Source organism: Granulicatella sp. 572.rep1_STHE, assembly GCF_001073445.1.
GTDB classification, from domain to species: domain Bacteria; phylum Bacillota; class Bacilli; order Lactobacillales; family Aerococcaceae; genus Granulicatella; species Granulicatella adiacens.
Window position 1 is genome coordinate 175,365 of sequence record NZ_JVBO01000019.1, and the last position, 14,218, is coordinate 189,582.

The following is a 14,218-nucleotide window of genomic DNA, read 5'->3' on the forward strand; positions in this document are numbered from 1 at the left end:
ACGATAGGCAAAAATTATGCCCACTTTCCTAGTTCCACCTTTAATCTTCAATTTATGGTATAATAATCCCGCTACATAGAGAAAGAAAAGAGATGAAAACATGAAATTTACAGAATACGCATTACAGCCTTATTTGCAAAAAGCCTTGGCAGACTTAAAATTTACACAACCAACCCCTATTCAAGAACGCATTATTCCGCTTTTATTAAAAGGAGAATCTGTGATTGGTCAATCGCAAACGGGTAGTGGAAAGAGCCATAGTTTCCTATTACCACTCATCAACAAAATTGACCCTAGCCGTCAAGAATTACAATTAGTGATTACAGTTCCGAGTCGTGAACTCGCAGAACAATTAACCGCTGTTGCAGCCCAACTCATTACCTTTAGTGATACAGAAATTTTATTAGAAAAATGTATCGGTGGTACAGATAAAAAACGCCAAGTGGCAAAACTCACTCAAACGCAACCACATATCGTGATTGGGACACCCGGTCGTATTTTCGACTTAATGCAAGAGAATGCCCTCTTCGTTCAAACGGTCCAAATGATGGTCGTTGACGAAGCTGATATGACATTTGACTTAGGGTTCCTTGAAACCGTCGATGAAATCGCATCTCGTATGCCAGAAAACTTACAAATGTCTGTTTTCTCTGCGACAATTCCAGATAAGATTAAACCATTCTTGAAGAAATACTTGGGTAATCCAAAGGTGATTCAAATCGAGAATACACAACTCGTTTCACCGACAATTAAAAATCAATTGCTTGTGACAAAGGCACAAAATCCAATGGAAGTTCTACGTCAATTACTGGTGATGGGACACCCTTACCTAGTACTTATTTTCGTTAACACAAAACAAAAAGCCGATGAAGTCACTCAAGACCTCCGCAATCATAACTTCAAAGTAGCAACGATTCACGGAGATATTCCTTCAAGAGAACGTCGCCGTGTAATGAAACAAATTCAACAAATGGATTATCAATTTGTGGTTGCAACTGACCTTGCTGCACGTGGGATTGATATCGAAGGTGTTTCTCACGTCATTAACTTAGAAATTCCTGGCGAATTAGAATTCTTCATTCACCGTGTGGGTCGTACAGGACGTAATGGTCTTGAAGGAACAGCCATCACCTTCTACACACCAGATCAAGAGCAGGCCATCCAAACATTAGAAGGAAAAGGCATTTCATTTGAAACGGTTGAATTGAAAAATGGCGAGCTTGTGGAAAGTTATGACCGCTCTCGTCGCGAAAAACGTAAAAACACGCAATCAAAAGACTTGGATCCACGCCTTAAAGGAATGATTAAGAAGGCGAAGAAAAAAGTAAAACCAGGCTATAAGAAAAAACTCGGGCAGGAAATCCGTCAAAAACAGCGCAGACAAAATCGTACAAAAAATAAATAGTACAGATTACTTTCCTTACTATCAGATTACTTCGAATCCTTTCGGATTTTTCTATAATCGCTGTAATGGGGTACCGGTTCGAGCCTAAGGTCTTTCACCTTCAAAGCTTCAAAAAGGGAGTAAGTAATCCATTCCTAACTCCCTTTAAGCACAGTGGTTGAATGGTATGAGCTTCACTGTAAACAGCTTGCTCATACCTATTCAACTTTGTGGGGGAAAGAAAACGAAACACCCTAGATACAATAATGTATCTAGGGTGTTTCTGTCTTTCTCCCTCGCTTTTGATACTATCCCCCACTACTGCGATTATAGAATCCGAATGATTCTTCGTAATCTATTCTTCAGTCTCTGCTATTTATTTTTGTAGATTTTATCAAAAGAAAACCACCTAGAAACTAAAATTAGTTTCTAGGTGGTTTTTAAATTACTGTTTCTTTTTACTTTCTATATCAATAAATTCTTTCATTCCGAGAAGCCAGTTAAAAGTCGTTGTTACTAATAAGTAATAGAAAATACTGATTCCTCCACCGACGCCTAAAATGGCAATCAAACTATACAAAACAGCTGGAAGAAAGGCTGCTGCCATCGTTAATTGCTTCGAAACGGAGGTTGGCATTTGAATCCAAGCCCCCATAAATAAAGCTGCAAACAATCGAACAATAAAGCCTACAATAATCAATATTACGTATAATAATAAGCTGTTGTATACAAACATGAATAACATGACACCCAATAATACCATCCACAGATTCGCATTAAACTCTTGGATATACTGATGAATCATCTCTTTGTTTAACTCACCAATATCACTATAAGAAATTTTTGCTGAATTTAAGACTGTATCTAAGGCCATATGATCTTGTAGAAATGCAATAGTTGGAATTCCTTGGTTAGATTCCGCACTAACATCATTATCTGTAGATTTTCCAGTTGGATCAAACAACACATTAAAGGCGTCCGAACGATACAAGAAACCAGATTGTTGATCCGCAACTAATTTTCCATCCTTTACTGAAAGTTCAGGAAATTTTTGTTCTACTACTTTTATATTCTCCGCAATTTTTCCAATAAATTCATTTGCTCGAAGAAAATTCGGAATGGAAATGATAAGGACCAACAAGAAAAAAATTCCTTTTATCTTTTTCAATGGATTTTGTAAAATAGTCCAAATTTTATTAGGTTTTAATAAACTAAGTCGAATAAATTCTTTAATCGTCATGCGCGCCTCCTATATAGAGAACAGTTTACAGAAAAAGCGCGTCCATTTCAAGAAAACAAGGTTGCGCGAAGGAATTGCTTCTATGACTATTCCTAAAAATCCTTACGGATTTCTTTTTATAGTAGCGGTAACGTTACACCGGTTCGAGCCATTCTGTCTCTCACCTTCGAAGATTCAAACGCGGAGTACGGGATTTATCCCTACTCCGCATAATTCACTTTCGATGTTCTTCACGTTACTGCTACTATAAGAAATCCACGTTTTTTTAGGAATTCCTTTAGAAGCTTTTCTTCGCTTTTGAAGATGGGAATAATTGTGCTTTCTACACTTTTTATAGAACAAAAAAAGACTAGGGAACTCCCTAGTCTTCATTTTTGGCTATTAATCTCTTTCAACCCACTTACGACCTTCACGCTCTAAAAGTTCAAAGCTGACTTTTGGTCCTTTGCTTCCAGCAGCATAATTTGGAAACTCTTCAGCAATTTCGCTGTCCCAAGTTTGTCGAATCGTATCTACATATTTCCAAGAAGCCGCAACTTCTTCCCAGTGAGTGAAGTTTGTCATATCGCCTTCAATACAGTCTAAAATTAAACGTTCATAGGCTTCTGGACTTCTTAGCGAGAATGTTTCATCAAAGATTTTTTCTAAATGACTCGTTTGCAGTGCAATGGTATTTCCAACTGCTTTCGAATTAATCACAAAACAGAATCCCTCACGAGGAGTGATGTGAATGGAAATACGGTTTGAAGGACATCCTTCTACTCCACAGAATAATGGAGAACTTGCTTCCTTAAACACAACATCGATTATGGTTTCTTTGGCATTTAAGCTCTTTCCTGTACGGACATAGAAAGGAACCCCTTGCCAACGTTCGTTATCAATTAATACTTTTCCTGCAACAAATGTTTCCATATTCGAATCATCAGCGACATTTGCATCTTCTCGGTACCCCGGTTTCAATCCATCTTCGGAAGGTCCATATTGTCCGCGGACAAAGTTTTCCTTCACTTCTTCGGCAGTATATGGACGAAGTTGCTCTAACACTTTAATTTTATTTTTACGAATGTCTCCAAATGAAACAGGTGGTTCCATCGCCACTAAAGCAAGGATTTGTAAAATATGGTTTTGGACCATATCACGAAGTGCGCCACTAGTATCGTAATACCCGCCACGCTCTTCTACACTGACTTGCTCCAACAATGAAATTTGGACATGGTCAATATTTTCTTTATTCCATAATGCCTCAAAAACACGATTTGCAAATCGAACCGCTGAAATATTTTGAATCATTTCTTTTCCTAGATAATGATCAATGCGATAAATTTGATTTTCATCAAACGATTGACGAAGTTGATGATTCAACTCTTGAGCTGATGCAAAATCTTTTCCGAATGGTTTTTCAATAATTAAGCGATTATAACCATTTGGTGTTAATAATTGCTCTGCTTTTAAGTGCTCTGTAATAGTCCCAAAGAAATTTGGAGCCATCGCAAGATAAAAAACACGGTTCCCATTGATTTGATAGGTTCCATCTAATCTTTCAGAAAGTTCTTTTAAAACGACATAATGATGAGTATCATTCACATTATGTGGTTGATAGTAAAAATGCGATAAGAATTCATTTAATTCTTCCTCACTCTTTACTAAAGATTGTACAGACTGTTTTACGACATCTCTAAAATAGTCATCAGTCCACTCTCTACGTGCTGTCCCAATGACAGCAAAATGATTTTTAATGAATCCTTTTTGGAATAAACGGAAAATTGCAGGATAAAGTTTACGGTGAGCTAAATCACCAGTTGCTCCAAACAGTGTAATAAGTACATGTTGTTCGCGCATGAGTTGTCCTCCTTGAATATAATACGCAAGCATGCAGCCTGCAATTGATAAAATACTACTTTTCTAGTGTAAGTTATAAGAATAGAAAAGTAAACTATAAAACGCCCTTCCTCTCAGAAAGGGCGTTTTGCTTAAAAAATATCCTGAACTCTTCGAATTGGTTTATCATCTCGAATAATCGGAATGGTTTTTCTTTCCTTCGTTGTTGTTTCTTGAGACGTTGGTTCTGTTGTCGTTTCTTCAACGGTTGTAGGCTCAACAGTTGTTGGTTCAACAGTTGTTGGTTCTTGGGTTGTAGGCACTTCAGTCGTTGGAACAACAGTGGTTTCTTTAGTCGTCGTTTCTACTGTTGTCTCAACTGTAGTCGTCGTTTCCACGCCTTGTATCCATCTTCCTTTATGATCTACTTTATATCCATCCGGTGTTTCTCCGTCTCGAATCATTTTTCCAGATTCTTCGAAATAATGATAATATCCTTCAAACCACTTCCAGCCTGTTTGCATCTCACCTGCAGTATTGAAGTAATAATACTCATTGGCTACTTCTTGAAGACCTGTTACCATTCTTCCTTCTGGAGCTTGTAGGTAATACCACTTACCAGATTCTTGGAACCAGCCAGTCTTTTGGGCACCACTTTCTTGATAATAATGATATGCTCCATCATGCCATTTCCAACCAGTTTGCATTTCACCTGCATTATTGAAGTAGTACTTAGCCTCTTTAATTTCATGCGTTCCAACAGCCATACTTCCGTCTTCTGGAGTTAAATAGTACCATTTTTCAGATTCTTTTAACCATCCTGTCTTTTGAGAACCACTTTCTTGATAGTAACGATATGCTCCATCATGCCATTTCCATCCGGTTTGCATTTCACCTGCGTTATTGAAATAATAAGTAAGACCATATACTTTAGCAGTTCCTACAGCCATTTCGCCATTTTCTGGAGTTAAATAATACCACTTACCAGATTCTTCGTACCATCCTGTCTTTTGAGAGCCATTTTCTTCATAAAAATGATACGCTCCATTATGCCATTTCCAACCAGTTTGCATAATTCCTTTAGAATCAAAGTAATATGTTTTACCATTTACAATTCTTGTCCCTTTGACAATCTGATTATTTTCATCAAAGTAATACCATTTTGAATCGTGTTGCTTCCAAGAGGACGGTTTGAGATTTTTTTCTTTTAAAGCTCCGCTCTCTTCAAAGAACATTGCTTCCTTATTCACCGTCTTCCAACCAGTCTGCATTTTTCCATTCTCATCGAATAAATAAGTCTTGCCATTAATTTGCGACAACTTATCATTTTCTCTTGATCCACTTGGATTTAGATAGTACCAATCATCCCCTAGTTGGAGCCAACCAGCTTTGGCCATCTTCCCATCTTTATGCAAGTAATACCAATAATCATCAGATAATTGCCACTTTTCTGTTTGTAGATGTCCTTTTCCATCAAAGAAATAACTTTCATTATCAATCGTATGCCATCCAATGGCCTTTTCTCCTGAATCTAATTGATACATACGGAAACCATCTTTTACATACCATTTTGTTTCAACCGTTGGAATTTGAGGGAATTGATTGGAAACATCTGTAAATCCAGATTGGTTGATATCATAAACAGTTGCATCATATTGTTTACTTGTAGCTTTTACAATTTTTGTTCCTCGATCTTCTAACCATTTTTTTGTAGAAGGAACATTAATATCTTGTCCGGTTGTTTGAACAACTAAACTTGGTTTTAAATTTTCTAAGAAGTTAATAGAATTGGATTTAGTAGATTCCGAATGATGATTCCATTTCATCAAATCCACTTTCCCAATTTGTGATCCTAATTGGTCTTCTGCACCTTCTGCATTATCCAAATCTCCACCTAAATAGATTTTTTTCCCATTCACGGTAATGACTGCGACAATTGAATTTGAATTATCATCATATACCTGTTTTAGATTTCCATTGCTGTCATATTCATTCTTATAATTATAGAGTTGGATATCCATATCCCCTAATTTAAAGTGACTATCTTTTTCAGAAATATCTTGAATAATCTTAACATTTTTATTTTTGGCTGCTTTTAGGGCATTATCATAATTGAATAGATTATCCCATAGTCTAGTAGAATCTGTTAATCTATTATCACTGTATCGTTTTAAGTATAATTTTTCGACAGAATAGTGATTCAATACTTCATCTACTCCCCCAATATGATCACTATGCACATGGGTACCTAGAACAAAATCTAATTTATTCACTCCAACATTTTTTAGATGACGGAGGACCCTATCCTCCAGCACTTTATAATTTTGAGTCGTATTTCCTTTACGAATAGGATACAGTGGATTCGTTCCATCCGGAAAATCAAAATCTTCTCCTGTATCAATAAGGGCAAAGTGCCCATTACTTTCTAATAAAATTGCATCGCTTCCTGAATTCCCTTTTGTATTAATGAAATGAATTCTATTCACGGAATGTTCATCTGCGTATACATTTTTCATGTTCAAGGATAGCAAACATGCAAGCCCTAGTAACACACTTACTCTTTTTTTCATTTTATTCCTCCCATTGTTGAACAAAGCTTAATCTTTACATTTTCTCAACAAGTAAATTGTATCACAAAAAAAGTTCACTGTTAATAACAGTGAACTTCATTTATTTATTAAAAAAATCATACAATGCTTTATTGGTTTCAATCCAGGATTTCCAGCCTGGATGAATTCCATCATGCATATAATCTTGTTCATATTCTTTGGAAGATAAATCCCAAGCAGAAGCTCCGTAAGATTCAATAATAGATTTCATCTTTGAATAATATTTTTCTCTAGTTTCTTTATTTACCCCTAGATGATCATACCATTTTCCATTTACAGGAAACAGCACTACTTTAGTTTCAATCCCAAGTTCTTTAGCAATTTGTAGAAATAATTTGAAGTCATCAAACTCTGCAGCGTTCTCAAAATTGACATTCTTCTTAGAATCTTTTACCTTACTTACTTTGTCTGCATAATATTTTTTATAAGTAGTATCATCCATATCAAAAGGATTATCTTGAGTATTTTTTCCAGCATCCTTAACGGCATTATCCTCAAGTTTTGCCCAATCAATATCTGCTGCTTTTTCAGACTTAACCCCTTTTGGTCCAAAAGATTTTTTGTTTTTTGCAAAACCGGATTTCAAGATTTGATTGTACTGCATTAAATCTACTTGCATAATCCATTCATCTCCTGGAAGAGGTTCTTTATCCACTAGCACTCGTTTGTAGCGCTCAAATGTCTCTTTTAAAGATTTATTCTCGCTACTCAAACTGATAATGCGATCAATCAGTTTTGTCTTTGTATCCAGACTAAGTTTCTCGTTTGTTAAAGCACCATAAACCGCTTCTTTAGAAACCTTGCTTGCGAAAGCTTTGCGGTTCTGATCATTTTCTTCAAACCATTGCATCGACTCAACAATCGCAATTTTTTTCTTTGGAATGGAATCTCCTAGAGCTCCCATCATTGCTGCATGGATAATATTTTGATAATTCCCACTTCCAATTTGCATAATATGAAAATCTTCTGTATTGAATACTTTATTAAAACTATATTCTTTGTGATTTGTAATTTCTAATTCTGATGAACCGAATAATACAAGCGTATTTTTATCTAAATTCTCTTTAATAATATCAACGCTTTTATATTTTTCCTGACTAATCCCATATCTAATAGAATTATCTGTTACCTTATAATAGCTATTAATATAAGGAATATAGAAAAATAGAAAAGCTACCACTGAAATAATCGATAGCACGATTGCAATACAAAAAGCTTTTATCCTAACCAAATGATTCTCCCCATTCAAAAATAATTTTCACCCAATTTTACCATCTTTTAGAAAGATATCTAGTAAAATCGGGTGAAATTTTAATCTTTTTTATGAACTTACAATCGGTAATTTCACTTTAAAAACTGTTCCCTGGTCCAAATGGGACGTTAAGCTGATACTGCCGTTGTATCCTTCTATCAGTTCTTTTGCAATTGAGAGACCTAATCCATTCCCCCCACGTTCTCTTGAACGGGCTTTATCAACTCGATAGAATCTAGAGAAAACTTTCTTTTTATCTTCCTCACTTAATCCCATCCCAAAATCTTGGATTCCAATTTCCACTTGATCCGCTACCGTTGATAAGCTAACGATAATTTCTTTACGATTCGTTGAATATTTGACCGCATTATCCAACAAAATGATAATGACTTGTTCAAAATGATTTCTATAAATAGGTGACAATAAGTCAGCTTTTGAATCAATATCCAAGACAAACGTAAAATCTGGATACAATACTTTAAAATTAGCCACTATTTGGGTTAAAGTATCCACCACTTCTGTAGTCGCGTCTTTATACTGCTCTCTTACTTGAGGAGCTCTAGACAAATCGAGCATCTCTTGAACAAGAGTTTTCATACGTTTTATTTCTGCTAATGAGGCTTCTAAAGACTCTTCAAGTACCTCTGGATCATCTTTTCCCCATCGATTCAGCAGTTTAAGGTGTCCTTCGACAATTGCTACAGGCGTTCGTAACTCATGAGAAACATCTTCCACGAAATGTTTTTGCTGAGATATATAAAAACTAATTTTATCTAGTAATTCATTAAACTGTTGAGAAACTACTGCAAATTCATCATTTTTCTTAGGAATAATCAGCCGCTTACTATCAATATTATCTTCGTTAATGGACGCAATAATATCATGAATCTGTTCGATAGGTTTGGAAATAAGTCTAGAGATGAAATAAGCCAACCCAATAGATACCAAAGCTTCCATAATCAACAATTGGATATATAATTTCTGCAACTGTTTTTTCATTTCTGTTAATTTTGCCATCCGATTAATAATTTGCAAATGACCAATTAGCAAACGATTCGTTCTCGATAAAATCGGCATTGTTACTTGAATGCTTTCTTCTCCGGTTGATAAAGGAACGAATTTGGTTTCTAGCGTACTAGATACTTGCAAAGGATCTTGCCATTGTTGCGTTTGGAAGATTAGTTCCCTACTTGTATCAAATACTCGAATGTTTAATTCCTCATTCATTGGATAAAAGCTACTGTTCTTTTTATAGATACCGTTTTGTCCTTGCTCATACTGCTCCGCTTCATTTAAGATAGAAACAATATCCGCAGCCGTTAAATTTTCTGACTTCCTTGAAAGTAAGTCGGAAACTACTTGAGCATAAACAATTGTCTGATTTTTTTCGTTTTCACGTAAGGTCATAATTTGACCATGAATAAGAATTGTGGTTAATATCCCCAGCAAGGCAAAAATGGTGGCCGAAATAACCCACCACCATTTTTTTGCTACTGATTTATGTTGACTATTTGAGTTCATCATCTTTTCCTCAACTTCTCATTACATAACCCGTACCACGGACTGTTTGAATATAACTTTCCTTTCCAGGGACATCAATTTTATTACGGATATATCGAACATAAACGTCAATAACATTCGTCTCAACTTCATTTTTATATCCCCAGACTTTTTTCAGTAAGATTTCCCGTGATAAAACAATATCAATATTTTCCATCAATAGAAGAAGGAGTTCATACTCTTTTTTAGTTAAGTCAATGACTTCTCCAGCTCTTCGTACTACGCGATTTTCAACTTCAATCACTAAGTCACGATACTCTACTTTTGTTTGTTTAATATTACGAGATTGTTCTTCCATCTGCAAGCGTCTAAACAAGGCACGTAATCTAGCCAATATTTCTTCGATTTCAAATGGTTTTACCACATAGTCATCTGCTCCTTGGTCTAACCCGACTACTCGATCCATCACCGAATCGCGCGCAGTCATAATGATGACTGGTGTTTGTTTGACTTGTCGTAGTCTGCGAACAACTTCTAATCCATTCATTTCTGGTAACATTAAATCTAATAAAATAGCATCCCAAGACTCATCAATTGCTGTTTGTAAGCCAGATCTTCCGTCTGAGCAAACTTTAGTTTCATATCCTTCATGCTGCAGTTCTAATTCTACAAAGCGACTTAAATTTTTTTCATCTTCAATAATTAAAATACGTTGATTTCCTTGCATATTTAAACTCCCTTCCATTATTCTCCCTAATAGAATTATCATACCATATTCATGAGTTTCTTAACAGAATTTAATGAATATTTCTCTATATAAAAAAAGAATTAAACGAGTCTATCGTTTAATTCTTTTCAATAGAAAATTACTGAGCTTTATCACTTTTCACTTCTTCAGTTGTGATTTGGATTTGAGTTGTCTCTTGTGTAGTGGGCTCTGTGTTTTCTCTTGGTGCTTCTTGAGAAGTTGTCGTTACCACCGTTGTAGTTGTAGTGGATGTCGTAGTTGTAGTTTCCACCGCAACTCTCCAAACACCATCTTTATCAACTCGATAACCATCTGGTGTTAACTGATCTTTTAACATTGCTCCTGATTGTTCAAAATAATACCAATTATTATGAATGAATTTCCAGCCAGTTTGCATAATCCCAGATGATTCAAAATAGTATTCTGATTTATAGACTTTATAGAATCCAATGACCATTCTTCCGTTTTCATCCAGATAGTACCATTGGTCGTTTTCTTGATACCATCCGGTTTGCATAGCCCCACTATTTTTGAAGTAATGATAACTACCATCGAACCATTTCCAACCAGTTTGCATAGCTCCACTTGCTGCAAAGAAATATTTTACCCCATTAATTTCTTTCAAACCAGTTTCCATTACTCCGGAACTATTTAAGAAATACCAAACATCATTAACCTGTTTCCAACCGGTTTGCATATATCCATTGCTATCAAAATAGTACCATTTGTCATTATCTTTTTGCCATCCAGTTTGGATTATTCCAGATGAGTTAAATAAGTAACGTTTTCCCCATATTGTTTTCCAACCTGTAACCATGCCACCCGAATTGTCAAAATAATACCAGTTGTTACTGATTTGTTTCCAACCCGTTTGCATATAACCATTACTGTCAAAATAGTACAAGACATTATTGTTTTTTAGCCAACCTGTCTGCATAGCGCCTGTATCTTTAAAATAATACCAGTTAGCTCCTAACTCCTGCCAACCAGTCTGCATTACTCCATTACTATTGAAATAATACCAAGTACCGCTGATTTGTTTCCAGCCAGTAACTCGAACATTTTTTTCGTAGTAATACCAATTGCCACCCACTTGTTCCCAATAAGTGGCTTTTACTTTATTCAAAGGCGTTCCATCTGCTCTACGGGAACGATATTGTCCCTTTGATTTTACAATTTCACATGCAGTTCCGTCTTTATCTCGGTCAAGATGATCCGCATACCCGTCTTCGCCAACTGAAATGTCTCCATATCCTGCAGCCCATGCTTCAGAACAGTTTCTAAAGTGAATCTCATTCGCACTTACTGAATCATTTAACGGAACTACTCCCACTACTAAAAACGTAATCAAACACAAAAATACTTTTCTTAATTTCATTTCCATTCTCCCTCCTAATAGATACGTTTATTATAGATGAAAACGATATCGTAATCAACTGGTAGTTACCAATTTCGAAACAAGTCTCCACTTGCTTCCTAAAATAAAAAACCAGTCTGTAAAGACTGGTTTTACAATTATTGTTCAATTTCTTTTTCTTGTGCCCATTCGAAGTGGAATGTTCCTGGTTTGTCTACACGGTTGTACGTATGTGCACCGAAGTAGTCACGTTGTGCTTGAATTAAGTTTGCAGGTAATGTTTCTGAACGATATGAATCATAGTAAGCTAATGCACTTGAGAATGTTGGTACTGGGATACCAGCACGAACAGCCGTTACAACAACATCACGAACTGCATCTTGGTAGGATTCAGTCACATATAAGAAATATTTATCTAATAATAGGTTCTTCAATTGAGGATCACGTTCGAACGCATCTGTAATCTTTTGTAAGAATTGTGCGCGGATGATACATCCTGCACGGAAGATTTTCGCGATTTCGCCGTAGTTTAAGTCCCAATCGAACTCTTCACTAGCTACACGCATTTGAGCGAATCCTTGCGCGTAACTCATAATTTTAGAGAAGTATAATCCTTTACGAACTTGTTCGATTAAAGCTTGACGTTCTGAATTTGTTAATTCAGGAATCTTAGTTGCTGCTAATTCTTTACTTGCTGCAACACGTTCTTCTTTCAATGTTGAAGCGAAACGTGCAAATACAGATTCCGTAATTAATGGAAGTGGCACCCCTAAGTCTAATGCGCTTTGTGAAGCCCATTTACCAGTACCTTTGTTTCCAGCAGTATCCATGATTACGTCTACCATTGGACGACCTGTTTCAGGATCTTTCTTTGTTAAAATGTCCGCTGTGATTTCGATTAAGTAGCTATCTAATTCGCCTTGATTCCATTCTTGGAAGACTTCAGCGCATTCTTCTACAGATAATCCACCAACACGACGTAAGATATCGTAACTTTCAGCGATTAATTGCATGTCCCCATATTCGATTCCGTTGTGAACCATTTTTACGTAGTGACCTGCTCCGTTTGGTCCAATGTAAGTCACACATGGAGCGCCATCATCTGCTTTAGCAGAGATTTCTTCTAAGATTGGTGCTACTAAGTCATAAGCATCTTTTTGTCCACCAGGCATGATGGAAGGTCCTTTTAAGGCTCCTTCTTCCCCACCAGATACACCAGTACCGATGAAGTTAATTCCTGAGTTTGCTAGTTCTTCATTACGGCGCATTGTATCTCTGAAGAAGGTATTTCCTCCATCGATTAAAATATCACCTTTATCTAAATGTGGAAGTAAACTTTGAATGGTCTTATCTGTAGCTTCCCCAGCTTTTACCATTAATAAGATTCTTCTTGGTTTTTCTAAAGATTGTACAAATTCTTCTACAGTGTATGTTGGTACTAATTTTTTATCAGGATGTAGTGCAACAACCTCATCTGTTTTAGATGATGAACGGTTGAAAATTGAAACACTATATCCACGGCTTTCAATATTTAACGCTAAGTTACGTCCCATTACGGCCATACCAACGACACCAATTTGTTGTTTTGACATGAATCTTCCTCCAATTTGTTTTATTTTCCATTCCTATGTTAACAAAAATCGTTAATATTTGAAAGATTTTTGGCCGCTTTTCTTTCATCTCTTCTGTTTTCATTTCAATCATTTTCAATTTTATAAAGGTAGTTTAAGCATTTAAGACTAGTAATTCACTCTAGTTTACGGTAAACTATTACAGAAGATAGAAAAAAGGAGCGATTGTGTTGGCCAAGAAAAAACGTAATCTTTCAACCGTTGAAAAAATTACACGTGTGGTTGCTGTATTAATGTTAATCGGAACCCTTGGGGCTATTGTTCTACAAGTAGCATTAACCATCTTGAATTATAAATAGAAAAAAGGTCCGGCAGGTAATTGTACTGACCCCAAAAAGTTAGACAATTAATTTAAGCAAAGGATTTAGTTCTGTATTGTACAGGACTAAGTCCTTTTAATTTTACTTTGATTCGTTTGTTGTTGTAATAATCAATATAGTCGACGATTGCCCCCTCAAGTTCCTTTATAGATTTAAATGTCTTTTCATAGCCGTAAAACATCTCTGATTTAAGAATGCCAAAGAACGATTCCATCATGCCATTGTCAGTACTATTACCCTTGCGGGACATAGATGGCTGAATGCCCTTATCTTCTAAAAAACTATGATAAAACTCATGCTGGTATTGCCATCCCTGATCACTATGGAGAATAGTACTCTCGTATTGTTCTTCTCTAAAA

General features: G+C 35.9%; 11 protein-coding genes. 2 read left to right on the plus strand and 9 right to left on the minus strand.

The features are described from left to right. Positions 1 to 100 precede the first annotated feature (100 nt). Positions 101 to 1,405 (plus strand): DEAD/DEAH box helicase, encoded by a 1,305-nt coding sequence (locus tag ADH99_RS04845; RefSeq protein WP_049555277.1) that lies wholly within the window; start codon positions 101 to 103, stop codon positions 1,403 to 1,405. 424 nt (positions 1,406 to 1,829) lie between these two features. Here ADH99_RS04845 and ADH99_RS04850 read toward each other — a convergent pair whose 3' ends face one another. The 8 genes from ADH99_RS04850 to gndA form a co-directional block, all read right to left on the minus strand. After that, positions 1,830 to 2,624 (minus strand): DUF1189 family protein, encoded by a 795-nt coding sequence (locus tag ADH99_RS04850; RefSeq protein WP_005606788.1) that lies wholly within the window; start codon positions 2,622 to 2,624, stop codon positions 1,830 to 1,832. A 381-nt stretch (positions 2,625 to 3,005) separates the two neighbouring features. After that, a complete protein-coding gene (gene zwf / locus ADH99_RS04855) occupies positions 3,006 to 4,463 on the minus strand; it encodes a glucose-6-phosphate dehydrogenase (protein WP_049555278.1) in 1,458 nt (485 codons plus the stop codon). A 131-nt stretch (positions 4,464 to 4,594) separates the two neighbouring features. Further along, positions 4,595 to 7,012 (minus strand): MBL fold metallo-hydrolase, encoded by a 2,418-nt coding sequence (locus tag ADH99_RS04860; RefSeq protein ID WP_049555279.1) that lies wholly within the window; start codon positions 7,010 to 7,012, stop codon positions 4,595 to 4,597. A gap of 100 nt (positions 7,013 to 7,112) precedes the next feature. After that, positions 7,113 to 8,282 (minus strand): D-alanyl-lipoteichoic acid biosynthesis protein DltD, encoded by a 1,170-nt coding sequence (gene dltD, locus ADH99_RS04865; protein WP_049555280.1) that lies wholly within the window; start codon positions 8,280 to 8,282, stop codon positions 7,113 to 7,115. Positions 8,283 to 8,372: 90 nt separating this feature from the next. Next, on the minus strand, positions 8,373 to 9,827 hold the full coding sequence (locus tag ADH99_RS04870) for a sensor histidine kinase (protein WP_005606794.1): 1,455 nt from the start codon (positions 9,825 to 9,827) through the stop codon (positions 8,373 to 8,375). A 7-nt stretch (positions 9,828 to 9,834) separates the two neighbouring features. Continuing rightward, complete coding sequence (locus ADH99_RS04875; protein WP_275452447.1) at positions 9,835 to 10,548, minus strand: response regulator transcription factor; 714 nt, start codon at positions 10,546 to 10,548, stop codon at positions 9,835 to 9,837. A gap of 121 nt (positions 10,549 to 10,669) precedes the next feature. Next, the gene (locus ADH99_RS04880) at positions 10,670 to 11,935 is read right to left on the minus strand and encodes an excalibur calcium-binding domain-containing protein (protein ID WP_049555281.1); all 1,266 of its coding nucleotides are present in this window, start codon (positions 11,933 to 11,935) and stop codon (positions 10,670 to 10,672) included. 131 nt (positions 11,936 to 12,066) lie between these two features. Then, on the minus strand, positions 12,067 to 13,500 hold the full coding sequence (gene gndA, locus ADH99_RS04885; protein WP_049555282.1) for an NADP-dependent phosphogluconate dehydrogenase: 1,434 nt from the start codon (positions 13,498 to 13,500) through the stop codon (positions 12,067 to 12,069). A gap of 209 nt (positions 13,501 to 13,709) precedes the next feature. Here gndA and ADH99_RS10280 point away from each other — a divergent pair, with 209 nt between their 5' ends. Continuing rightward, complete coding sequence (locus ADH99_RS10280; RefSeq protein ID WP_160313167.1) at positions 13,710 to 13,838, plus strand: DUF4044 domain-containing protein; 129 nt, start codon at positions 13,710 to 13,712, stop codon at positions 13,836 to 13,838. Between the two features lie 52 nt (positions 13,839 to 13,890). Here ADH99_RS10280 and ADH99_RS04890 read toward each other — a convergent pair. Continuing rightward, positions 13,891 to 14,218: IS3 family transposase (locus ADH99_RS04890; protein WP_049555914.1), on the minus strand; the 328-nt coding region annotated here is incomplete at its 5' end.

What these genes read in the sequence shown, in the direction of transcription:
- ADH99_RS04860 (WP_049555279.1), bottom strand. Translation starts at nt 7,012, where the DNA reads ATGAAAAAAAGAGTAAGTGTGTTACTAGGGCTTGCATGTTTGCTATCC.
- ADH99_RS04875 (WP_275452447.1), bottom strand. Translation starts at nt 10,548, where the DNA reads ATGGAAGGGAGTTTAAATATGCAAGGAAATCAACGTATTTTAATTATT.
- gndA (WP_049555282.1), bottom strand. Translation starts at nt 13,500, where the DNA reads ATGTCAAAACAACAAATTGGTGTCGTTGGTATGGCCGTAATGGGACGT.
- ADH99_RS04880 (WP_049555281.1), bottom strand. Translation starts at nt 11,935, where the DNA reads ATGGAAATGAAATTAAGAAAAGTATTTTTGTGTTTGATTACGTTTTTA.
- ADH99_RS04870 (WP_005606794.1), bottom strand. Translation starts at nt 9,827, where the DNA reads ATGATGAACTCAAATAGTCAACATAAATCAGTAGCAAAAAAATGGTGG.
- zwf (WP_049555278.1), bottom strand. Translation starts at nt 4,463, where the DNA reads ATGCGCGAACAACATGTACTTATTACACTGTTTGGAGCAACTGGTGAT.
- ADH99_RS04850 (WP_005606788.1), bottom strand. Translation starts at nt 2,624, where the DNA reads ATGACGATTAAAGAATTTATTCGACTTAGTTTATTAAAACCTAATAAA.
- ADH99_RS04845 (WP_049555277.1), top strand. Translation starts at nt 101, where the DNA reads ATGAAATTTACAGAATACGCATTACAGCCTTATTTGCAAAAAGCCTTG.